This is a genomic window from Rathayibacter sp. AY1C7, assembly GCF_002931865.1.
Lineage (GTDB): Bacteria > Actinomycetota > Actinomycetes > Actinomycetales > Microbacteriaceae > Rathayibacter.
Genome location: NZ_PSWB01000039.1, coordinates 1 through 23,292, shown reverse-complemented (window position 1 = coordinate 23,292; position 23,292 = coordinate 1). Strand labels below are relative to the sequence as shown.

Below are 23,292 nucleotides of genomic sequence, written 5' to 3'. Positions count from 1 at the left end.
GGGAGGGGGAACGCGTCATCGCAGGACTTTCTCGAGTGGCCGGCGGGGGCCGGAAGAGGGGGTACTCGATGCTCGCACGGCGGACGCACGAGTGAGAGCGGAACGGGGGCCCTCCGTCTGGGGGACGCGCGGGAGCTGAGGTCCTCCGCGGGTCAGAGCGCTGGGAGAGGCCGCCTGAGAGCGTCCAGCCGCTTCCGCCAGGCGTCCAGGCGGCCCGGCTCCGCGGCGAGCGCCGGTCCGTCCGCCCAGGCGGTCGCCAGCCGCAGACCGTGCAGGGCGTTGGCCGTCCAGACCTCACGGCCCTCGAGCGACTCCGGCTCGGCCGGGGCCTCGATCACGTCCACGCCGAGCGCGCCGGCGAGCACCGAGACGGTGCGAGCCGTCACGCTGCGCACGCGGGTGCTCGTCGCCGGAGGGACGACCAGCGCGTCGCCCAGCCACCACAGGATCGCGCTGCTCGCTCCGTCGATGACGGCGCCCTCGGCGTCGAGCAGCACGGCCTCGTCCGCTCCCGCGGCGTGCGCGCGCGTCCGCAGGAGGGCGAGACGTGCGATGTCCGGCCCCTTCCAGGACGGTGTCCGGCGCGGATCCACGGGGCTCGTCCACAGCACCACGGAGCGGGTCGTCGGCGGGGCGGATCGCAGCCGGAGCCGCAGGGCGCCTCCCGAGAGCTCGACGCGGGGGAAGGAGCGGCCCTCGCGGGGCAGGGCGGCGATCGCGGCGTGGAGGAACGGCTCGACGTCCGGGTGCCCGCCCGCCGAGGCGACGGAGGCGGCGAACCGCTCGCGGTGCAGGTCGAGCCCGCGGACGCGTCCCTCGTCCACCAGCCAGGAGTCGGCCGCGTCCAGGGAGGTGCCGGGCGGCTCGGGAACGCTCGTCAGGGCCCGCCCGTCCCACTCCCGAACCTGCTCGCCGTCCACGACCGCCTACGCTAGCCCAGTGGTCTCGGAGGATCGGCACGTCCGCTCGGTCGAGCTGCCCTGGGTCGATCCGGAGCTCGCGCACCACGCCCTGTTCGCCACGGCCGAGGCGTCGTTCTGGCTCGACTCGGGCCTCGGAGCGACGAGCGGCCGCTCCTACCTCGGGGCGTGCGCCCGCGAGGACGTGCTCCTCGTCGAGGCCGGCGGCGACGTGGCGGCGGCGCTCGCCGCGGTCGACGACGAGGCCCCCGCGGGCGACCGCGCGCTCGGCCGCTACGGCTGGATCTCCTACGAGGCGGGAGCCGCCTCCGTCTCCCTGCCCTCGGCGCCGACCGGCCCCGCGGATCCGCCGGCCCTCGCCCTGCTCCGGGGCGACCCCGTGCTCGAGTTCGACCACGGCACCCGGACCGTCCGCCTGGTCGCCACGGGAGACGCGCAGGAGCTCACCGTGCGCCTGCTCGAGCTCGTCGGCGCGCTCGCACCCGCGGACCCCGCGGATCCCGAGCCCGCCGGCGTCCCGGTCCGCCGTCACTCCGCCGCCGAGTACACGGCGCTGATCGGCCGCTGCCAGGAGGCCATCCGCGCGGGGGACGCCTACCAGCTCTGCCTCACCGACGAGATCGTCGTCGAGGGCCGGTTCGATCCGGTCGAGGCGTACCGTCGCCTCCGCCGCTCCAGCCCGAGCCATCACGGCGGGCTGATCCGCCTCGGCCCGCTCGCGCTCGTCAGCGCCTCGCCCGAGCGGTTCCTCACCGGCGGGGCCGATGGACGCGTCGCCACGCATCCCATCAAGGGCACGCGCCCCCGGGGCCGGGACGCCGACGAGGACCGCGCGCTCCGGGACGAGCTCGTGTCGAGCGTGAAGGAGCGGGCCGAGAACGTGATGATCGTGGACCTCGTCCGCAACGACCTCGCCCGGATCGCCGCCCCCGGCTCCGTCGTCGTCGACCGCCTGCTCGAGGTGGAGAGCTACCCGCACGTCCACCAGCTGGTCAGCGAGGTCTCGGCCCGCCGCGCGCCGGGCGTCGGGATCGCCCAGCTGATCGCAGCCCTCTTCCCGGCCGGCTCGATGACGGGAGCGCCCAAGCGCCGGGCGGTGGAGCTGCTGCGGGAGTGGGAGGGCGGTCCCCGCGGCGTCTACTCCGGCGCCTTCGGCCGCCTGGGCTCGGACGGCTCGCTGGACCTCGCGATGACCATCCGCACCCTCGTGCTCGACGGCGAGCGCGCCCGCCTGGGGACCGGCGGCGGCATCACCGCGCTCTCGGTGCCGGAGGAGGAGGTCGAGGAGACGCGGCTGAAGGCGCGGGCGCTCCTCGCGGTGCTGGGCGCCGCCGAGGAGTGAGCGGGCGCCGCGTTCGTCTGCCGTGCGCGCGGGGCCAGTAGGGTTGATGGTCGAACGCAGCCGCCCACGCGTGCGCGTTCTCCCCCTCCTTCAGAAGTGAGAAGCACCTGTGGCAGAAGACACCTCCCGGCAGACCGGCGCGAGCGACGAGGAGCGCTACGACTTCCGAGCGCTCCAGGAGAAGTGGCTCCCGATCTGGGAGGAGACGCGCCCGTTCGCGACGGACGACCCCGAGGACAAGCGCCCCCGCAAGTACGTGCTCGACATGTTCCCGTACCCCTCGGGCGACCTGCACATGGGCCACGCCGAGGCGTACGCGCTCGGAGACGTGATCGCGCGCTACTGGCGCCAGCAGGGCTTCAACGTCCTCCACCCGATCGGCTGGGACAGCTTCGGCCTGCCCGCCGAGAACGCCGCGATCAAGCGCGGGCTGAACCCGGTCACCTGGACCTACGACAACATCGAGCAGCAGAAGCGCTCGATGAAGCGCTACGCCGCGTCCTTCGACTGGGACCGCGTGCTGCACACCTCCGACCCCGAGTACTACAAGTGGAACCAGTGGCTGTTCCTCAAGATGTACGAGAAGGGCCTCGCCTACCGCAAGGACAGCTGGGTCAACTGGGACCCGGTGGACCAGACGGTCCTGGCGAACGAGCAGGTCCTGGCGGACGGCACCTCCGAGCGCTCCGGCGCGGTCGTGGTCAAGAAGAAGCTCACGCAGTGGTACTTCAAGATCACCGACTACGCCGACCGCCTGCTCGACGACCTGAACCAGCTCGAGGGGTCCTGGCCGTCGAAGGTCATCGCCATGCAGCGCAACTGGATCGGCCGCTCCATCGGCGCCGACGTCGAGTTCGAGATCGAGGGCCGCGACGAGCGCGTCACCGTCTTCACCACGCGCCCCGACACGCTCTACGGGGCGACCTTCATGGTCGTCGCGCCCGACTCCGACCTCGCCTCCGAGCTGGTCGAGGGCTCCGAGCCCGCGATCCGCGACGCGTTCCGCAGCTACCTCGAGACGGTGCAGAAGTCGAGCGAGATCGAGCGCCTGACCGCCGACCGCCCCAAGACCGGCGTGTTCCTCGGCCGCTACGCGGTGAACCCCGTGAACGGCGAGCGGCTGCCGATCTGGGCCGCCGACTACGTCCTCTCCGACTACGGCCACGGAGCCGTCATGGCCGTGCCTGCGCACGACCAGCGCGACCTCGACTTCGCCCGCGCCTTCGACCTGCCCGTGCGCGTGGTCGTCGACACCAACGCCTCCGTCACCGGGGCGATCCCGGTCATCCCGGAGGACCCGGAGGAGCTGGCCGCGCTCGAGAAGGAGTACTCGCTCGACCCCGCCACGACCGGCGAGGCGCTGACCGGCGACGGCCGCCTGATCAACTCCGGGCCGCTCGACGGGCTCTCCAAGCGCACCGCCATCGAGCGCGTCATCAGGATGCTCGAGGAGCGCGGCCGCGGCCGCTCGGCCAAGAACTACCGCCTGCGCGACTGGCTGATCTCGCGTCAGCGCTACTGGGGCACCCCCATCCCGATCATCCACGGAGCCGACGGCGAGCTCGTGCCGGTTCCCGAGGACCAGCTGCCCGTCGTCCTGCCCTCCACCGACGGCCTCGACCTGCAGCCGAAGGGCTCGTCGCCGCTCGGAGCGGCGGAGGACTGGGTGAACGTGCCGCACCCGGTGGACGGCTCGCCCGCGCGCCGCGACCCGGACACGATGGACACCTTCGTCGACTCCTCGTGGTACTTCCTCCGCTTCCTCTCGCCGAAGGACGACACGCAGGCCTTCGATCCGAAGCTCGCCGAGAAGTGGGCGCCCGTCGACCAGTACGTCGGAGGCGTGACGCACGCGATCCTGCACCTGCTGTACGCGCGCTTCATCACCAAGGTGCTGTTCGACCTGGGCTACGTGTCGTTCACGGAGCCCTTCACGGCGCTGCTCAACCAGGGCATGGTTCAGATGGACGGCGCGGCGATGTCGAAGTCGAAGGGCAACATCGTCCGCCTCTCGGACCAGCTGGACGAGTTCGGCGTCGACGCCGTGCGCCTGACGATGGCGTTCGCCGGCCCGCCCGAGGACGACATCGACTGGGCCGACGTCTCGCCCGGCGGCAGCGCGAAGTTCCTCGCCCGCGCCTGGCGCCTGGCGAAGGACGTCACCTCGAGGCCCGACGTCGAGTGGAAGTCGGGCGACGCGGCTCTGCGCCGCCAGACCCACCGCTTCCTCGCGGAGTCCCCGTCGCTGATCGAGGCGTTCAAGTTCAACGTCGTGGTCGCGCGGCTGATGGAGCTCGTCAACGCGACCCGCAAGGTCGTCGACTCGGGTGCCGGGGCCGGGGACCCCGCGGTCCGCGAGGCGGTCGAGGTGGTCGCGATGGCTCTCAACCTGTTCGCGCCGTACACGGCCGAGGACATGTGGCACCGTCTGGGCTACGAGGGCACCGTCGCGCACGCGCTGTGGCGCAAGGCCGACCCGTCGCTGCTGGTCGAGGAGAAGGTCACGGCGATCCTGCAGGTCGACGGCAAGGTCCGCGACCGGCTCGAGGTCTCGCCGAAGATCTCCTCCGACGAGCTCGAGGAGAAGGCGCGGGCCACGGCCGGCGTCGCCCGGGCTCTCGTCGGCCGCGAGGTCGTGAAGGCGATCGTGCGGGCGCCGCGCCTGGTGAACCTGGTGACGAAGGCGGTCTAGCCGCCGATCCGTCCCGACGGGGCTCCTCCTCTCGCAGGAGGGGCCCCGTCGTCCGTCCTGCGCCGGTGCTGCTCTCTCCTCCACAGGGAGGCGATCCGGCGGGCTGTCCCCGGATCGGTGTCGGCGGCCGCTCCGGGCGGTGACGCGGGTCCTACCGTCGGCGGATGCCAGAGACCAGCGGGACGGACGACGAGCAGTTGACGGCGCTGCTGCGGCCCCGCCGCGCCCGCCCGCGCTGGCGCGTGGGAGTGGGAGCGGCGGTCGTGCTCGTCATCGGCGCCGCGGTGGTCGCGGTGCTGCTCGCGGGAGCGCGGTCGAGCGGTCATGAGCGGGTCCTGGAGCCCGCCGTGTCGACGAGCGCGCCCGCTGCTGCGGCGGTCGAGTCGCTGTACGTTCACGTGGCCGGCGAGGTCGCCTCTCCGGGGCTGTACGTCCTGTCGCCGGAGGCGCGGGTGGCGGACGCGGTCGCCGCCGCCGGAGGGTTCCAGGAGTCGGCGGAGCGCGCGGCGGTCAACCTGGCCCGGAGGCTCGTGGACGGCGAGCAGATCGTCGTGCCGGCCGTGGGAGCGGCGCCGGCCGCGGCGGGAGCGGCTCCGGGCGGGGCCGCTCCAGGAGGAGCCTCCGCCGCCGGATCCGTGCTGAGCCTGAGCACGGCGACGGCGGCCCAGCTGGAGGAGCTGCCCGAGATCGGCCCGGCGACCGCGAAGAAGATCGTCGCCCACCGGGAGGCGAACGGCCAGTTCTCCTCCGTCGACCAGCTGCTCGAGGTCCCCGGGATCGGCGAGAAGACGCTCGCCGCGTTCCGCGACCAGGTCGCGCCGTGAGGAGCGTGCGGGCGGCGGACCTGCGGCTCCTGCCGGCAGCGGTGGCCGCCTGGACCACCGCGTGGGCGGCCGGGATGCTGCCGGTCGCGGCAGTGCTCGACGGGGGCCTCTCGTGGTGCGCCGCGGGCTGGGTGCTGCTCGGGGCGGCGTGCGTCCTGCTCCGGCGCGGCCTCGGCGGGCGGCTGGTCGGAGCGGTGCTCGTCGGGGGCGCGGGTGCCGCCCTCGCCCTCACCTCCGTGGTCGCCGCGGCGCCCGGTGACCACCCGGCGTCGCTGAGGGAGGCCCAGGAGGATCGCGCCCTCACCCCGGTCACCGTGCGCGTCGATACGGGTGCCCGACCGCTCGCGACCGGGGGAGTGTGGTTCGACGCGACGGCGCTGCGGGTGGGAGACGCGTCGACCGCGGCCCCCGTGCGCGTGCTGCTCGCCGATCCCGGCGGTCGGCTGCCGGTGGGCGCCGAGCTCGACCTGGAGGCGCGCGCTGCGGCGCAGGAGGGGCCCGTCGGCGAGGCGACGATGCTGAGGGCGGCGTCCGTCGAGGACCGGCGCGGTCCCGGGGGAGCGGCGGCCGTCGCGGAGGTGCTGCGCTCGCGCTTCCTCGAGCGCGCGGCGCTGGTCGGCGGCGACGTGGCGGGGCTGCTGCCGGGCCTCGCGACCGGCGACACGTCCGCGCTCGACGCGGGGCTCGAGGAGGCGATGCGCACCGCGTCGCTCACCCACCTGACCGCCGTCTCGGGCGCCAACTGCGCCGTGGTGGTGGTCGCCGGCTGGACGATCGCGGCGCTCCTCGGCGCCGGGCGCCCTCTCCGGACCGTCGCCGCCCTCGCCCTGCTCGCCGGCTTCGTGGTGCTGGTGACCCCCGAGCCGAGCGTGGTGCGGGCCGCCGTGATGGCGACGGTGGTCCTCCTCGCGCGGCTCGGGCGTCGCTCCGGAGCGGCTGTGCCCGCCCTGCTCGCGACCGTCGTCGTGCTCGTGGCCGCCGACCCCTCGATCGCGGGGAGGCTCGGCTTCGTGCTGTCCGTCCTCGCCACCGCCGGACTCCTGCTGCTCGCCGAGCCGATCGCGGGCGCTCTCGGTCGAGTGCTGCCCCGGCCTCTCGCCCTGCTGCTCGCGGTGCCGACCGCGGCGCAGCTCGCCTGCCAGCCCGTGCTGCTGCTCGTGGACCCGTCGGTGCCGGTGTACGGAGTGCTCGCCAACCTGCTCGCCGAGCCCGCGGCACCCGCCGCGACCGGGCTTGGGCTCATCGGCTGCCTGCTCGCCCCCTGGTGGCCCGGAGCCGCCGACGCTGCGATCCGGCTCGCCGCCGTCCCCGCCTGGTGGATCGCCTCGATCGCCCGCGCCGTCGACTCGTGGCCCGCCCCGAGGATCGCCTGGTGGCCCGGCGTGGGAGGAGCGCTCGCGCTCACCGTGCTGACCCTGCTCGCCCTCGTGCTGGTCACGCAGTCGCCGCGGCTCGCGCGGGTGCGCCGGGTCGCCGCCGTCGGGCTGGCGTGCGCGATCGCCGCCGCCGGCGGCACCACCGTCGCCACGCCGCTCCTCCGCGCCGCCTCGGTTCCCGAGGACTGGCGTGTCGCGATGTGCGACGTCGGGCAGGGCGACGCGGTCCTCCTCCGCGGAGACGCGGGCGTGCTGCTCGTCGACACGGGGCCCGAGCCCGCACCGCTCGAGGCCTGCCTCCGCCTGATGGGAGTGGACCGGATCCCGCTGCTGGTGCTGACGCACTACGACCTCGACCACGTCGGCGGGCTCCAGGCCGTCCTCGGACGGACCGACGCCGCGCTCGTCGGGCCCGCCGCGGGCCGCGACGACGAGCGCGACCGGGCGGCGCTCACCGGCGCGGGGGTCGCCGTGCAGGAGGCGGTCCGCGGCGACAGCGGCGCGCTCGGCTCGCTGCGCTGGCGGGTCGAGTGGCCGGAGCGGCGGAGCGCGCTGCGGGGGAACGAGGCGAGCGTGACCCTCCGGGTCGACATCGGCCCGGACGCCCGCGGCGGCCCGCTCTCCGTCGCGCTCCTGGGCGACCTCGGCGAGCAGGAGCAGGGACGCGTCTCCCGGCTGCCGGTCGGCCGGGTCGACGTCGTCAAGGTCGCGCATCACGGCTCCGCCGACCAGTCGCCCGCCCTCTACGACGCGCTCGGCGCGAGCGTCGGGCTGATCTCCGTCGGGGCGGAGAACGACTACGGACATCCGAATCCGTCGCTCCTCGCTCTGCTGGCCGAGCGCGGGGTCGAGGCGCTGAGGTCGGATGTCGAGGGTACGGTCGTGCTCGCGTCCCGCAGCGACGGGATCGCGGTCTGGGTGAGCGGCGCGACGGCTCCCGCGGCGTCCTCGGGGCGCCGTGAGCGGGCCGTAGGGTGGAGGGCGCTCGGACGGGCGCGGCACGGAAGGACACGGCATGGCAGGCAGGGCCCCGGCGCGCGCGAAGGCAGCGCCCTCGAAGGCGGCGATCCCGCAGCTCGCCTGGAACCAGACCCGGCCGGCGCCGATCGTGCTGATCACCGGCCCGGAGCAGTTCCTCGCCGACCGCGCGCTGCGCTTCCTCCGCGAGTTCCTCCGGGCCGAGGATCCGAGCCTCGAGGTCAGCGACATCGACGCCGGCGGCTACGCGCCGGGGGAGCTGCTGACGCTCGCGAGCCCGTCCCTCTTCGACGAGCCCCGCCTCATCCGCGTCTCGAACGTCGAGAAGTGCACGGACGCGTTCCTCCTCGAGACCCTCGACTACCTCTCGGCGCCCGCGGACGGGGCGACCCTGGTGCTCCGCCACGGCGGCGGCAACCGGGGCAAGAAGCTCCTCGACGCCATCCGCTCGGGCACGGGCGGCGGCATCGAGATCGTCTGCGCCGAGCTCAAGCGCGAGAGCGACAAGGTCGACTTCGCGATCGCCGAGTTCCGCACCGCCGGCCGCACGGCGACCACCGGTGCCGTCCGAGCCCTGGTGTCTGCCTTCTCCGACGACCTCGACGAGCTCGCGTCGGCGTGCCAGCAGCTGCTGTCCGACGTCACCGGCGAGATCACCGAGGCGACCGTCGCGAAGTACTACGGCGGCCGCGTCGAGACCACGGCCTTCACCGTCGCCGACTCGGCGATCGCGGGCCGTCACGGCGAGGCGCTGCTCGGGCTCCGCCACGCCCTCGCCTCCGGTGCCGACCCGGTACCGATCGTCGCCGCGTTCGCGAGCAAGCTGCGGACCATGGCGAAGGTCGCCGGCTCGCGCGAGGGCTCGGGTCAGGTCGCCTCGCGTCTGGGCCTCGCTCCGTGGCAGGTGGACCGGGCCCGGCGCGACCTGCAGGGCTGGACCGGCGAGGGCCTCGGCACCGCGATCCTGACGGTCGCCGACGCCGACGCGAACGTGAAGGGCGCCACCCGCGACCCCGTGTACGCCCTCGAGCGCATGGTCTCCGTCGTCTCCGCCCGGGGCCTCTGACCCGCCCGAAAGACCCTGCGCCCGCGATCCGCACCGACCTCGTCCTCGGCGGGTCTCGATACGCCGCTCCGCGGCTGCTCGACCAGCAGCGAAGGGTTCACCTCCGCTCGCAGGCTCGCACCGCGGCCGACGAAGAGTCGGACAACGACCTCGCAGGGTCACCGGCGATCCGCGTGCGAGCGGATCGTCGTACCCGGAACGGAACCCGCTCCTCCCACCGCAACCATGCGCGGAAGCCGACTGCGCGACGGGCGACGAGGCACGAGAAGCCCGTCGAGATCGGTGCGGGTCACAGGCGATCCGCGAGTCAGCGGATCGTCGTACCCCGAAACGCTCTCCGCTCCTCCCCCCGCGACCCTCCGCGGTAGCCGACCGGGCCGCAGCCGATCGAGAGCCGGACGATGCCCTCGCAGGGTCACCGGCGATCCGCGTGTCAGCGGATCGTCGTACCCGGAACGGAACCCGCTCCTCCCACCGCAACCAAGCGCGGAAGCCGACTGCGCGACGGGCGACGAGGCACGAGGAGCCCGTCGACCGCGAAGCTGCAACGACGAAGGGCCCGGCCAGAGGCCGGACCCTTCGTCGTTGCAGCTTCGCGCAGTATTACAGCGCGGCGACCTGCTTCGCGATGGCCGACTTGCGGTTCGCGGCCTGGTTCTTGTGGATGACGCCCTTGCTGGCGGCCTTGTCGAGCTTCTTGGCGGCGAAGGCGAGGGCGGTGCCGGCCTTCTCGGTGTCGCCGGCGGCGATGGCGGTGTGGACCGAGCGGATGGCGGTCTTCAGCTCGCTCTTGACGGCCTTGTTGCGCTCGTTCGCCTTCTTGTTGGTGAGGTTGCGCTTGATCTGCGACTTGATGTTTGCCACGTGGATTACCTTCTTCTCGGATGTGCGTGTGTGCAGCCGGCTACTCGACGGAGTGCCCCTTCCGCGGGCGTCTGAACGCCCTGCGGTGCGACTGGAGGTCGCCGGCTTCTGATCACTCCACGCCTGCCGGGTGTCCGGAGGGGGAGCGCAAGCCAACAAGGAACTTTAGCGCACCCGTCGTCACCCTTCAACCGCGCCGCGCCCGCGGGTGCGGCGCCGTCCGGGTCGGGGCCGCCGGGGCGACACGCCGGGGGAGGCGGACCGCCGTGGCGTCTCGCGGTCCGGGCCCGCCGGTAACGTGACGCCGGTGCCCCGTCTCGCCGATCACCTCTCCGCGGTGCCGCCCTCGGGCATCCGCCACCTGTTCGAGATCGCGCTGCGGCTCGACGGAGTCACCCTCCTCGCGGTGGGCGAGCCCGACGTGCCGACCGCGCCGCACATCATCGAGGCGGCACGGGCGGCGTGGGCGGCCGACGACACCCGCTACGGGCCCAACGGCGGAGTCCCCGAGCTCCGGCGCGCCATCGTCGAGAAGCTGGCACGAGACAACGGCATCGAGGCGGACGTCGAGCAGGTCTGGGTGACCGTCGGCGCCACGCAGGCGCTGCACCAGGCGATGACGCTCCTGCTCGGGCCCGGCGACGAGGTGCTCATCCCCGACCCGGGCTACACCGTCTTCACGACCAATGCGCGGACCATCGGCGCCGTGCCCGTGCCGTACACGCTGCGCGCTGAGGACGCCTTCCTCCCCGATCCCGAGGAGGTCGAGCGCCTGATCACCGACCGGACCCGCGTCCTGATCGTCAACAGCCCGTCCAACCCGCTCGGCGTGGTGTTCCCGAGGGAGGTCCTCGAGCGCCTGCTCGACATCGCCCGGCGCCACGACCTGTGGGTGCTCAGCGACGAGGTCTACGAGTACTTCACCTACGGGCGCCCGCACGTGAGCCTCGCGGCGATCGCGCAGGAGCGCGGGGACGACGCCGACCGCGTCCTCAGCGTCTTCTCCTTCTCGAAGACCTACGCGATGACCGGCGTCCGCGTCGGCTACCTCGTGACGCCTCCCGGCTTCACGTCGATCATGGTCACGGTGCAGGAGGCGGCGATCAGCTGCGTCGCCACTCCGGACCAGCGCGCCGCCCTCGCCGCTCTGACCGGGCCGCAGGACGCGGTGGCCGCCGCCTCCGACCACTACCTCGCCAACCTGCGGCTCGCGACGGGCGTGCTCGACGAGCGGGGGATCGCCTACCGCGAGCCCGAGGGCGCGTTCTACCTGTGGATCGACATGGCGCACGCGACCGGCGGGGACGTCGCCTCCTGGGTCGAGTCGTTCCTCCTCGAGACCCTCGTCGCCGTCGCTCCCGGCAGCGCCTTCGGCCGCACCGGCGAGGGCTGGATCCGCGTCTGCCTCGCCGCTGACCCCGCCGCGCTGGAGCACGGGCTGCGCGCTCTCCCGGCCCGGGTGCGCGGATGAGCGCCGCCGAGGTGCTGGTCCGGCGCGTCCGGGCCCAGGAGTACGACGAGGTCTCGCGCCTGCGGCTCGCCGCCTACGCCCACGACTACGAGCTGGGGGAGGAGTACGCCGCCGACGTCGCCGCGGTCGCCCGGCACGACGTCGAGGGCGAGGTCTGGGTCGCCGTCGAGGGCGACGGGCGGATCCTCGCCACGGTCACCACCGCGCGCCCGGGCGCGAACCTCTACGAGCTCGGCCGCCCCGGCGAGCTGGACTGGCGGCTGCTCGCCGTCGCCCCGGAGGCACGTGGGCGGGGTCTCGGGCGGCTGCTCACGGAGTTCGTCGTGATGCTCGCCGCTGAGCGGGGCCTCCAGCGGGTCGTGATGAACAGCGGCACGCTGATGACCACCGCGCACGCCCTCTACGAGAGCATGGGCTTCGTCCGCCTCGGCGAGCGGGAGAACCCGCCCGGCGTCGAGCCCACCCGCACCTACGGACTCGATCTGTAGCCGCCGGTCCCGGCCTCCGCCGCCGGGCATGGGACACTGGTCCCACGATGTCTCCACGTGCACACTCCGGGCTCGAGCCCGCCGCGACCGATCCGGCGTCCATCCGCAACTTCTGCATCATCGCCCACATCGACCACGGCAAGTCCACCCTCGCCGACCGGATGCTCGGCATCACGGGTGTCGTCGAGGACCGGGCGATGCGCGCGCAGTACCTCGACCGCATGGACATCGAGCGCGAGCGCGGCATCACGATCAAGTCGCAGGCCGTGCGGATGCCGTGGGAGCGCCACGGGCGCACGTTCGCCCTGAACATGATCGACACTCCGGGCCACGTCGACTTCTCCTACGAGGTCAGCCGCTCGCTGGCGGCCTGCGAGGGCGCGATCCTCCTGGTCGACGCGGCGCAGGGCATCGAGGCCCAGACGCTCGCGAACCTCTACCTCGCGCTCGAGAACGACCTCACGATCATCCCTGTCCTGAACAAGATCGACCTGCCGGCCGCGGACCCCGAGAAGTACGCGAAGGAGCTCGCGAGCCTCATCGGCGGCGACCCGGACGACGTCCTCCGCGTCTCCGGCAAGACCGGCATGGGCGTCGAGGCGCTGCTCGACCGCGTCACCGAGCTCATCCCGCCGCCCGTCGGCGACCCCTCCGCCCCTGCGCGCGCCATGATCTTCGACTCCGTGTACGACGCCTACCGCGGGGTCGTCACCTACGTCCGGATGATCGACGGCAAGCTCTCGCCGCGGGAGAAGATCCAGATGATGTCGACCCGCGCCACGCACGAGATCCTCGAGATCGGCGTGTCGAGCCCCGAGCCCGTCGCGACGCAGGGTCTCGCGGTCGGCGAGGTGGGCTACCTGATCACCGGTGTGAAGGACGTGCGCCAGTCGAAGGTCGGCGACACCGTCACCACGGCGTCGAAGCCCGCGACGCAGGCGCTGCCCGGCTACACCGAGCCGCTCCCGATGGTCTTCTCGGGCCTGTACCCGATCGACGGCAGCGACTACCCGGACCTGCGCGAGGCCCTCGACAAGCTCAAGCTCTCGGACGCGGCGCTCGTCTACGAGCCCGAGACGTCGGTGGCGCTCGGCTTCGGCTTCCGCTGCGGGTTCCTCGGCCTCCTGCACCTCGAGATCATCACCGAGCGCCTGCAGCGCGAGTTCGGTCTCGACCTCATCACCACGGCGCCCTCGGTCATCTACGAGGTCTCGACGGAGGACAAGAAGACCGTCACCGTCACGAACCCGAGCGAGTTCCCCGTCGGCAAGATCGCCGCCGTCACGGAGCCGATCGTCAAGGCCGCGATCCTCGCGCCGAAGGACTACGTCGGCACGATCATGGAGCTCTGCCAGAGCCGCCGCGGGACCCTGATCGGCATGGAGTACCTGGGCGAGGACCGGGTCGAGATCCGCTACCACATGCCCCTCGGCGAGATCGTCTTCGACTTCTTCGACAACCTCAAGTCCAAGACCGCCGGCTACGCCTCGCTCGACTACGAGCCCGCCGGCTCCCAGGAGGCCGACCTCGTGAAGGTCGACATCCTGCTGCAGGGCGAGCAGGTCGACGCGTTCAGCGCGATCGTGCACCGGGAGAAGGCCTACGCCTACGGCGTGCTGATGACGGGGCGCCTGCGCAAGCTGATCCCGCGGCAGCAGTTCGAGGTGCCGATCCAGGCCGCCATCGGCGCCCGGATCATCGCCCGCGAGTCGATCAGCGCGATGCGCAAGGACGTCCTCGCCAAGTGCTACGGCGGCGACATCACCCGCAAGCGCAAGCTCCTCGAGAAGCAGAAGGAGGGCAAGAAGCGGATGAAGATGGTCGGCCGCGTCGAGGTCCCCCAGGAGGCGTTCATCGCCGCGCTCTCGGGTGACGTCGAGACCAAGGACAAGAAGTAGCGCGAGCCCCGTAGCCGGCGCCCGTCCCCCCTCCCGGAGGGGTGACGCACCCCCCGTCCGGGACATCGTGTCCTCGGGGATTGCGGCGCCTCACAGCGGACCGATAGCTTTCGGACGCCAGGACGCGGCCGTGGATCGGGATCGATCCGCACGGGGGGCTGCAGCGTCGACGACCGGTCCTCCACCATGACGAAGGGTGGTAGTCCGTGGTGCCTACGAGCACGAGGAAGCGCTGGATCAGGACGGGGGCGGCGCTCGCGAGCATCGCGGCCGTCGCAGCGGGATCGCTGGTGGCGGCGGGACCGGCCTCGGCAGCGAACAAGGTGATCCCGGTCGCGCCCGCGCCCTACTCCTGGTCGGACAGCGCCCGGTTCGGCACCGACGTGCCGCTTCCGGTGGCCGCAGACGCGACCACGCTGACCATCGAGCTGCCCGACTCCACCGCTCCCGACACCTTCACCGAGTGGTCGCACCCCGGCTACCGGGTCGTGACGTGGCAGCTGAGGAGCACCGCGACGGACCTCGAGAGCGGCGAATCCGTCGTCGACACCGCCACCAACTCGATCCAGATCCCGATCGGACGCGCCGCCGGCTCCTTCGGCGGCACCAAGCTCTCGCTCCTCCTGAACGGCGCCGAGGACGAGGCGGACGACGCGTACGCTCCGGCCGGCGTCGACCGGACCGGCTTCGTCCTCGCCCTCTCCGCCGACCTCCAGGTGACTGCTGCGAGCGGGTCCGCGGAGGCCGACCTCGACCTGTCGACGTCCACCTCCTCCGAGCGCGCCGGCGGCGAATTCTGGGCCGGCGGCGGCACCGTCACCGAGGCCGGCGCGGGCGACGTCATCGTCCTCGACTCCGGTGTCCCCGGCTTCTTCGACCTCGCGGGCCTCAGCGCCACGGTCGGAACGGAGGACGGTGGCCGCCTGAAGGCCGTCCCCAAGGTCGTGCAGGACGGCCGGGGCATCGCGATCACCCCGACCCAGGAGTTCTTCGACCGCTACCTCAACTTCAGCGACACGACGCCGCTCGGCGCCCCGTCGGTCGAGGTGAAGGGACTCAGCCGCGGCGGGGAGCAGCCTTCCGGCACCGGCGTCATCGTGCGCGCGCCGCTGCGCGTCGTCCCGTCGACCACCACCCCGACGCCGACGCCGGGCACCGGCCCGGAGGTCGTCCGCCTCGCGGGCACCGACCGCCAGGGCACCGCCGTCGAGATCTCGAAGGCGACCTTCGACACCCCCGGCGTCCCCGTCGTCTACATCGCCACCGGCGCGAACTTCCCCGACGCGCTCAGCGCCGGTCCCGCCGCCGCGAAGCAGGGCGGACCGCTCCTCCTGGTCGACCGCGACTCGGTGAGCCAGGTCGTCCGCGACGAGCTCACCCGTCTCAAGCCCCAGCGGATCGTCGTCGTCGGCTCCGACCTCAGCGTCAGCGACGCCCTCGCCACCGACCTCGGCCAGTACGCGAACGGGAGGGTCTTCCGCCTCGGAGGCACCGACCGCTACGACACGTCGCGGAAGATCATCGAGAGCGCCTTCGGCGGCGTCTCGCCGAAGGGGGCCTGGCTCGCGACCGGCGAGAAGTTCCCCGACGCGCTCAGCGCCACCGCCGCCGCGGGCAAGAACTCGGCCCCCGTCGTCCTCGTGAACGGCGGCCTCCCGGCGGCCGACCCGACCACTGTCGGGATCCTGAGGGGGCTCCGGCCTCCGGTGCTCACCATCGCGGGATCCGAGCTGTCGGTCAGCGCCGGCATCCAGAACTCCCTCACGGTGCCGGCCGGACCGCTCGTCACCCGCTTCGGCGGGGTCGACCGCTACGACACCTCGGAGCAGCTCAACCGGGCGGCCTTCCCCCGCGGGTCGAAGACCGTGTTCCTGGCCACCGGAGAGAACTTCCCCGACGCCCTGGCCGGAGCCGCGGCCGCCGGGCGCACGGGGAGCCCCCTCTTCGCCGTGCCCCCGACCTGCGTGCCGGTCAAGGTGCTGCAGGACATCAAGGCCGGCGGAGCGACGAGCGTCGTCCTCCTCGGCGGCACCGGCACCCTGTCCGACGCCGTCGCGAAGCTGACTCCCTGCAGCTGACCCGACCCGCACCACGACGAGGGCCCTCCTCCCGCTCCGGCGGGGGAGGGCCCTCGGCCGTTCCCGGCTCGGGACGCCGACGGTCGGATACGCTGGGTCGGATGGACAGCACCACCCGGCGCGCGGACTCGACGCGCGCCGCGCTCGAGGAGTCCGGGAAGAAGGTCGGGACGTGAGCATCCGCCGCTCCAACTTCGAGGGCCAGCCGCAGGTCACCTACGCGGCCGTCGGCGGCACTCTCGCACCCGACCTGCTCGAGTACCCGCCGGACGGCTTCACGGCCGAGCGCTTCGAGGCCCGTCTCGGCTCGGGCGACGAGCGCTTCGCCATCACCACCGCCTCCCTGATGACCTGGGGCGTGCAGCGCGGCAGCGGCATCGAGGTGACCGACATCACCAGCGGGAGCGGCGTGCAGTACACCGGCGTCAACTTCGATGCCGCGGGCACCCCGATCGACCTCGTCAGCCGGCCGACGGAGGAGCACTTCGCTCCCGACGGCACCCCCTACATCACCGCCGGCGTGACCGCCGTGCTCCGCGTGACCCTGCTCGGCCGCGTCTTCGACGCCCCGGTCCGCGTGGTCTACGTCGTCGACGAGCCCGACCAGGTCGGCTTCGCCTACGGCACCCTCGAGGGCCACCCCGAGAGCGGCGAGGAGTCCTTCGTCGTCGAGAAGCGCGCGGACGACTCGGTCTGGCTCGTCATCCGGGTCTTCTCGCGACCCTCCACCCGTCTCTACCGCCTGGGCGCGCCGGTGCTGCGCGCCGTGCAGAAGCGCCAGGTCGCCAAGTACCTGCGCGCGCTGCTGCCGGCGCGCGTCAGCTGACGTGGGGAGCGCCCTCCCGATCGCCGATCCTGCTCCGCTCGACGGCGGACTGCCCGCGTCCGTCGTCGACGGCGTGGAGCAGCGCGACCTCGGCCTCTACGTGCACGTGCCGTTCTGCCGGGTCCGCTGCGGGTACTGCGACTTCAACACCTACACGGCGACCGAGCTCCGCGGGGCGAAGCAGCAGGACTACGCCGACGAGGCGATCACCGAGATGGCTCTCGGCGCCGACGTGCTCGAGCGCGCGGGCCTGCCCCGGCGCCCCGCCCGCACGGTCTTCTTCGGCGGCGGGACGCCCACCCTCCTGCCCGCCGGCGACCTGGTGCGGATGCTGGGCGGCCTCCGCACCCACTTCGGGGTCGCGCCCGACGCCGAGATCACCACCGAGGCGAATCCGGACTCCGTCGACGCCGCCTACCTCCGCGCGCTGGCCGAGGCGGGCTTCACCCGCGTCAGCTTCGGGATGCAGTCGGCCGTGCCGCACGTCCTCGCCACGCTCGAGCGCACCCACGACCCGGAGCGGGTCCCGCTCGTGGTCGAGTGGGCGAGGGAGGCCGGCCTGCAGGTCAGCCTCGACCTCATCTACGGCACGCCGGGGGAGTCCCTGGCCGACTGGGAGCGGTCGCTCGACTCCGCGCTCGCCAACCGGCCGGACCATCTCTCGGCCTACGCCCTGATCGTGGAGGACGGCACGAAGCTCGCCCGGCAGATCCGCCGCGGCGAAGTCGCGACCCCGGACGACGACCTCACGGCCGACATGTACGAGCTCGCCGACGCGCGCCTGGCCGCTGCCGGGTACTCCTGGTACGAGGTCAGCAACTGGGCCCGCGACGACGCCCACCGCTCCCGGCACAACCTCTCGTACTGGCTCGGCCACGACTGGTGGGGCGTCGGTCCCGGCGCCCACAGCCACGTCGGAGGCGTGCGCTGGTGGAACGTGAAGCACCCGGCGGCCTACGCCGACCGGCTGAGCACCGGGGCCTCGCCCGCTGCCGGGCGGGAGACGCTCGACGCGGGGACGCGGCGGGTGGAGGACGTGCTGCTGCGCTCGCGCCTGGCGGACGGGCTGCCCATCGACGCGATCGACGCCGGTCGGCGCAGCGAGGTGGCGGGGCTCATCGCCGACGGCCTCGTCGACGGCCGGGCGGCGCTCGGCGGCCGGATCGTGCTGACTCTGCGCGGCCGTCTGCTGGCCGACGCGGTCGTGCGCCGCCTCACCGACGGCTGAGGCCGGATCCCGGGGCGGCCGACGCACGGCCGCCCCGGTTCCGCGGCTACTTGAAGAACGGGATGCTGAGCGGATAGGTGTAGTACTCGCCCGCGCTGGCGCGCACCGAGGCGATGATCGCGAAGACGATCACCAGGATCGGCACGACCAGGAACACGATGAAGCCGACGAGCACGAAGGACAGGATCGTCCCGGCGACGTAGGCGATCAGCGTCGTCAGGTGGAAGTTGAGGGCCGTCCTGGCGTGCGCCTCGAGGAACGGTCCGCGCCCCTTGAAGACCAGGAAGACGATCAGCGAGGGCAGGAAGCTGAAGAAGATGCCGGTCACGTGCGTGACGATCGCCCAGGTCTTCTCGTCCGCCGGGTTCAGCGGCGGAGCCGGGGTCCCGTAGACGGGGGGCGGGGGAGGGGTGGCCGACATGATGGTCTCCGTTCCGGCGGCGGCGACGGGCGTCCCCCGTGCGCTCGGCGTCCATCGTGGCATGCGGCGACTCCCTGCGCACCGGGCCGCGCGGGACCTCCTCCTCGGGGATGACGGGGCTCCTCCCCGCGGCCCTGCAGGAGTGCACCCCGGCCGATCCCGGCGCAACCCCGCCGGGCGGTCCGCCTCCCGGTTATGATTGGCACTCAGAGTTGCGGAGTGCCAGGCTCCGCGCGGCGTCAGCGCCGCAGACGGTCGTGCCCGCGGGCACTCGGAGTCCGGCGGGAGGTCGGTCGTATGGTCACGGAGCGCGGTCTCCAGGTCCTGCGCGTGATCGTGCAGGACTACGTGGCGAACCGGGAGCCGGTGGGCTCGAAGTCGATCGTCGAGCGCCACGCGTTCGGCGTCTCGGCCGCCACCATCCGCAACGAGATGGCCCAGCTGGAGGAGGAGGAGCTGATCGCGGCTCCGCACACCTCCTCCGGCCGCGTGCCGACCGACAAGGGCTACCGCCTCTTCGTCGACCAGCTCGCCGACCTCCGCCCGCTGACCTCCGCGCAGCGCCAGGCGATCGAGACGTTCCTCGGGCAGAGCCCGGACCTCGACGAGGTGCTGGTCAAGACCGTCCGCCTGCTCTCGCAGCTCACCAACAGCGTCGCGCTCGTGCAGTACCCGTCGTTCGGAGCCGCGCGGCTGCGCCACGTGGAGCTCGTCGCCCTCGCTCCCCGCCGCCTCCTGTCGGTGCTGATCACCGACACCGGCCGGGTCGACCAGCGCGTGCTCGAGACCCCGGAGGACGTGGACGACGCGCTCCTGGGCGAGATCCGCGCGAAGCTCAACACGGCCGTGCTGGGCCTCGGGCTCCAGCAGGCGGCCGAGACGCTCGGCTCCGTCGCGGAGCGCTTCAGCCCCGAGCGGCGCCACGTGCTGACGCCGATCGTGCAGACCCTGCTCGAGCAGGTCGGCGCCAACAGGCAGGACCGCCTGGTCATGGCCGGCGCCGCCAACCTCGTCCGCACCGAGGAGGACTTCTCGGGCAGCATCTACCCCGTGCTCGAGGCGATCGAGGAGCAGGTGGAGCTGCTGCGCCTCTTCGCCGAGATGACCCCGGACCCCCGGGGCATCTCGGTGCGCATCGGCCGCGAGAACGCGCCGTTCGGGCTGCAGGAGACCTCGGTGCTCACGAGCGGGTACAACACCGCGGGCGGCCAGGTCTCGCGCCTGGGCGTGCTCGGCCCGATCCGGATGGACTACTCCGGCAACATCACCGCGGTGCGCGCCGTCGCCCGCTACCTCTCCCGCCTCCTCGGCGAGGAGTAGGCCCGACCTCCCGGCCCCCGCCGGATCCCCCCGGTGCGCCGTGCCCGGCCCACCGACCCACGAACGAAGGACGAAGCCACCTGTGGCCGATCACTACGAAGTGCTGGGCGTCGACCGCGACGCCTCCGCCGACGAGATCAAGAAGGCGTACCGCCGACTCGCCCGCGAGCTGCACCCCGACGTCAACCCGAGCGCGGACGCCTCCGAGCGCTTCAAGCTCGTCACGCACGCCTACGACGTCCTGAGCGACGCCCAGCAGCGGGCGCAGTACGACCGCGGGCCCCAGGAGGGCTTCGGCGGCGGCGGCCAGGGCTTCGGCGGGTTCGGCGACATCTTCGAGACCTTCTTCGGGCAGGGCGCGCAGGGCTCGTCCCGCGGGCCGCGCTCCCGCCGCGAGCGCGGCCAGGACGCCCTGCTGCGCGTGGAGGTCTCGCTCGACGAGGTCATCTTCGGCACCCACCGCGACCTCGAGGTCGACACGGCGGTGCTCTGCGAGACGTGCCAGGGCTCGTGCTGCCAGCCCGGCACCTCGCCGGTGACCTGCGACATCTGCCACGGCTCCGGCCAGATCCAGCGCACGGTCCGCTCGCTCCTGGGCAATGTGATGACGGCCAGCCCCTGCGGCACCTGCCGCGGCTACGGCACCGTCATCGCGACCCCCTGCTCCACCTGCCAGGGCCAGGGACGCGTCCGCGCCCGCCGCACCATCCCCGTCGACGTCCCCGCGGGAGTCGACACGGGCCTGCGCCTGCAGATGCCCGGCAGCGGCGAGGTCGGCCCGGCCGGCGGCCCCAACGGCGACCTGTACCTCGAGATCAAGGTCAAGCACCACGACGTCTTCAGCCGCAACGGCGACGACCTTCTCTGCACCCTCGAGGTGCAGATGACGGACGCGATCCTCGGCTCCACGGCGTCGCTCAAGGCGCTCGACGGCGACATCGAGATCGAGATCAAGCCGGGCACGCAGAGCACCGAGATCGTCACGATCAAGGGACGCGGAGTCACGCGCCTGCGCGGCAGCGGACGCGGCGACCTCCGCATCGGCATCCAGGTCGTCACCCCGACGAAGCTGGGCCACCGCGAGCGGGAGCTGGTCCAGGAGCTGGCGAAGCACTACAAGCCGCAGAAGCCCGCGCTGACCCACTTCCAGCAGGGCCTCTTCTCGAAGCTCCGCGACCGCTTCCTGGGCTGAGCCCGTGGCGCACCACTACATCGACGAGTCGCTGGACTCCGAGGGCTTCATCGTCGGGGGCCGGCTCGCGCTCACCGGCGCGGAGGCACGGCACGCCGCGACCGTCAGCCGGATCCGCGCGGGCGAGAGCGTCCGGGTCGGGGATGGGCGCGGACTCGTCGCGACCGCGGTCGTCGAGAGCGCGGAGCCGGCGCGAGTGGTGCTCGTCGTGGAGTCGGTGCAGGAGTCCCCGGTGCCGTCCCCGCGCCTGGTCCTCGTGCAGGCCCTCGCGAAGGGCGACCGCGACGAGCTCGCCGTGCAGGCGGCGACCGAGCTCGGGGTGGACGAGGTCGTCCCGTGGCAGGCCGCGCGGTCGATCTCGCGGTGGTCCGGCCCGAAGGAGGAGAAGGGGCGCGAGCGCTGGCGCGCCATCGTGCGCGAGGCGAGCAAGCAGTCGCTGCGCCCCCGGGTGCCCGAGGTCGCGCCGCTCGAGCAGGTGCGCGGTCTCGTCGCGCGCGCCGCGACGTCCCGCGTGCTGGTCCTCGAGCCCTCGGCGCAGGCGCGGCTCTCCCAGGTGGTCCCGGACGGACGCGACCTGGTGCTCGTCGTCGGGCCCGAGGGCGGCATCGCTCCGGAGGAGCTGCGGCTGCTCGCGGAGGCGGGCGCCGAGGCCGTCGCGCTCGGCGACTCCGTCCTGCGCACCTCGACCGCAGGTCCCGCCGCCATCGCCGTCCTCTCGGCCCGCCTGGGCCGCTGGTGACGCTCCTCCACAGCCGACTCGGGGCGCCGGAGCAGGGTGCCGTGGGCGAACGCGGCACCCGTCGCGCACGGGCCCCGTTTAAGATGGGTGCATGAGCGAACCCACCGTCTTCACGCGCATCGTCCAGGGCGAGATCCCGGCCGATGTGGTGTTCGAGAACGAGCGCATCCTCGCGATCACCGACATCGAGCCGAAGGCGCCCGTCCACCTCCTCGTCTTCCCGAGGACCCAGGAGCACGCCACGGTCGCCGCCCTCGCCGCCGCCGATCCCGCCCTGCTCGCCGAGATGGTGCAGGTCGCCCAGTCGCTCGCCGACGCCCACAGCAACGGTCAGTTCCGCCTCGTCTTCAACTCCGGCGAAGAGGCGGGCCAGACCGTGTTCCACGTGCACGCCCACGTCCTGGGCGGCCACCAGACGGAAGGCTCCCTTGCCACCGGTTGAGAGTACGGGCGCGAGCCCCGACGAGCGTCCCGCCCCCGGCGCGGACGCGTCCGAGACGACGCGGCGCGTCGTCGCCGTCGACGGAGTCGCGATGGTGCGCCTCCTCGGACCTCAGGACCGCCTCATCCGGGCGGTCGAAGGACGATTCCCCGATGTCCGGGTGCACGTGCGCGGCAACGAGGTGACGCTCGACGGCGAGCGCGAGCCCGTCGCCGCTGCGACGCGCCTGGTGGAAGAACTGGTGCGCATGACCGCGAGCGGGCACGATCTCGACCCGGAGGGCGTGCGCGAGTCCGCCCGCATCCTGCAGAACGGCGGGCCGGTGAGCCCGGCCGAGGCGTTCGGCCAGGCCATCCTCACGGCGCGGGGACGGAGCGTGAGGCCCAAGACGCTCGGGCAGCGCGAGTACGTCGACGCGGTCGATCAGAACACCATCGTCTTCGGCATCGGCCCGGCCGGAACCGGCAAGACCTACCTGGCGATGGCGAAGGCCGTGCAGTCGCTGCAGCGCAAGGAGGTCGAGCGGATCATCCTGACCCGCCCGGCGGTCGAGGCGGGGGAGCGGCTGGGCTACCTGCCCGGCTCGCTCACCGACAAGATCGACCCGTACCTGCGCCCGCTCTACGACGCGCTGAACGAGATGATGGACCCCGAGATCGTCCCGAAGCTGCTCGCGGCCGGCACGATCGAGGTCGCTCCGCTCGCCTACATGCGCGGGCGCACGCTCAACAACTCGTTCGTCGTGCTCGACGAGGCGCAGAACACGACGCCCGAGCAGATGAAGATGTTCCTCACCCGCCTCGGCTTCGGCTCCAAGATGGTCGTCACCGGCGACATCACCCAGGTCGACCTGCCGACCGGCGCGAGCGGACTCCGTCTCGTGACGCGCGTGCTCGACGGCATCGACGACATTCACTTCTCGCGCCTGACCAGCGAGGACGTGGTGCGCCACAGCCTGGTCGGCCGCATCGTGGACGCGTACACCGAGTACGACCAGCAGAAGCAGGCGCAGCACTTCGAGCGCGAGCAGGCCCGGGAGTTCGCGAACCGCGCCGAGCGCCCGGTCCCCGGCGTCACCCGGTTGCCGAGGGCCACGAGCCCGTGCGCGACCGGACCCAGCGCGAGAC

At 73.0% G+C, this 23,292-nt stretch carries 18 protein-coding genes and 1 pseudogene; 16 read left to right on the top strand and 3 right to left on the bottom strand.

Annotated features, from left to right (window positions below):
• Positions 1-152: 152 nt before the first annotated feature.
• Positions 153-920, bottom strand: coding sequence for an aminotransferase class IV (locus tag C5C69_RS15900; RefSeq protein WP_258065417.1), 768 nt, complete (start codon positions 918-920; stop codon positions 153-155).
• 19 nt (positions 921-939) lie between these two features.
• On the opposite strand from C5C69_RS15900, the gene pabB reads away from it, so the two are divergent.
• From pabB to holA, 5 genes and pseudogenes are all read left to right on the top strand, one after another.
• Positions 940-2,262: an aminodeoxychorismate synthase component I gene (gene pabB / locus C5C69_RS15895; protein WP_104234467.1), complete on the top strand. Its 1,323-nt coding sequence runs from the start codon at positions 940-942 to the stop codon at positions 2,260-2,262.
• A 109-nt stretch (positions 2,263-2,371) separates the two neighbouring features.
• Entirely contained in the window at positions 2,372-4,954 is a 2,583-nt protein-coding gene (leuS, locus tag C5C69_RS15890) for a leucine--tRNA ligase (RefSeq protein WP_104234466.1), read from the top strand.
• Between the two features lie 164 nt (positions 4,955-5,118).
• Entirely contained in the window at positions 5,119-5,778 is a 660-nt protein-coding gene (locus C5C69_RS15885) for a ComEA family DNA-binding protein (RefSeq protein ID WP_104234465.1), read from the top strand.
• Between the two features lie 74 nt (positions 5,779-5,852).
• Positions 5,853-7,601: pseudogene (locus tag C5C69_RS17475) on the top strand (ComEC/Rec2 family competence protein); the annotation flags it as partial.
• Positions 7,602-8,169: 568 nt separating this feature from the next.
• Positions 8,170-9,198 carry a DNA polymerase III subunit delta gene (holA, locus tag C5C69_RS15870; protein ID WP_104225645.1) on the top strand — a complete coding sequence of 343 codons (1,029 nt, stop codon included), beginning with the start codon at positions 8,170-8,172 and terminating at the stop codon, positions 9,196-9,198.
• 603 nt (positions 9,199-9,801) lie between these two features.
• Here holA and rpsT read toward each other — a convergent pair.
• Complete coding sequence (gene rpsT, locus C5C69_RS15865; RefSeq protein WP_097165711.1) at positions 9,802-10,062, bottom strand: 30S ribosomal protein S20; 261 nt, start codon at positions 10,060-10,062, stop codon at positions 9,802-9,804.
• A gap of 307 nt (positions 10,063-10,369) precedes the next feature.
• Between rpsT and C5C69_RS15860 the strand changes: the two genes are divergently transcribed.
• The 6 genes from C5C69_RS15860 (at position 10,370) to hemW (ending at position 18,051) form a co-directional block, all read left to right on the top strand.
• A complete protein-coding gene (locus C5C69_RS15860) occupies positions 10,370-11,533 on the top strand; it encodes a pyridoxal phosphate-dependent aminotransferase (RefSeq protein WP_104258281.1) in 1,164 nt (387 codons plus the stop codon).
• Positions 11,530-12,021, top strand: a complete 492-nt coding sequence (locus C5C69_RS15855) for a GNAT family N-acetyltransferase (RefSeq protein ID WP_104223126.1) — start codon at positions 11,530-11,532, stop codon at positions 12,019-12,021. Before C5C69_RS15860 ends, C5C69_RS15855 begins: the two co-directional genes overlap by 4 nt.
• Positions 12,022-12,068: 47 nt before the next feature.
• Positions 12,069-13,919: a translation elongation factor 4 gene (gene lepA, locus C5C69_RS15850; RefSeq protein WP_104258280.1), complete on the top strand. Its 1,851-nt coding sequence runs from the start codon at positions 12,069-12,071 to the stop codon at positions 13,917-13,919.
• 206 nt (positions 13,920-14,125) lie between these two features.
• A complete protein-coding gene (locus C5C69_RS15845) occupies positions 14,126-15,997 on the top strand; it encodes a cell wall-binding repeat-containing protein (protein WP_104258279.1) in 1,872 nt (623 codons plus the stop codon).
• A gap of 172 nt (positions 15,998-16,169) precedes the next feature.
• Positions 16,170-16,823, top strand: a complete 654-nt coding sequence (locus C5C69_RS15840; protein WP_244229440.1) for a DUF1990 family protein — start codon at positions 16,170-16,172, stop codon at positions 16,821-16,823.
• Between the two features lies 1 nt (position 16,824).
• The gene (gene hemW, locus C5C69_RS15835; protein WP_104258278.1) at positions 16,825-18,051 is read left to right on the top strand and encodes a radical SAM family heme chaperone HemW; all 1,227 of its coding nucleotides are present in this window, start codon (positions 16,825-16,827) and stop codon (positions 18,049-18,051) included.
• 46 nt (positions 18,052-18,097) lie between these two features.
• Here hemW and C5C69_RS15830 read toward each other — a convergent pair whose 3' ends face one another.
• The gene (locus tag C5C69_RS15830; RefSeq protein WP_104258277.1) at positions 18,098-18,472 is read right to left on the bottom strand and encodes a DUF4870 domain-containing protein; all 375 of its coding nucleotides are present in this window, start codon (positions 18,470-18,472) and stop codon (positions 18,098-18,100) included.
• 297 nt (positions 18,473-18,769) lie between these two features.
• Between C5C69_RS15830 and hrcA the strand changes: the two genes are divergently transcribed.
• The 5 genes from hrcA to C5C69_RS15805 form a co-directional block, all read left to right on the top strand.
• Positions 18,770-19,792, top strand: a complete 1,023-nt coding sequence (hrcA, locus tag C5C69_RS15825; RefSeq protein ID WP_104223131.1) for a heat-inducible transcriptional repressor HrcA — start codon at positions 18,770-18,772, stop codon at positions 19,790-19,792.
• An 82-nt stretch (positions 19,793-19,874) separates the two neighbouring features.
• A complete protein-coding gene (dnaJ, locus tag C5C69_RS15820) occupies positions 19,875-20,984 on the top strand; it encodes a molecular chaperone DnaJ (protein ID WP_104225203.1) in 1,110 nt (369 codons plus the stop codon).
• A gap of 4 nt (positions 20,985-20,988) precedes the next feature.
• Complete coding sequence (locus C5C69_RS15815) at positions 20,989-21,723, top strand: 16S rRNA (uracil(1498)-N(3))-methyltransferase (RefSeq protein ID WP_104258276.1); 735 nt, start codon at positions 20,989-20,991, stop codon at positions 21,721-21,723.
• 91 nt (positions 21,724-21,814) lie between these two features.
• Complete coding sequence (locus C5C69_RS15810) at positions 21,815-22,165, top strand: HIT domain-containing protein (RefSeq protein WP_104258275.1); 351 nt, start codon at positions 21,815-21,817, stop codon at positions 22,163-22,165.
• A gap of 91 nt (positions 22,166-22,256) precedes the next feature.
• Positions 22,257-23,292: PhoH family protein (locus C5C69_RS15805; protein WP_104258274.1), on the top strand; the 1,036-nt coding region annotated here is incomplete at its 3' end.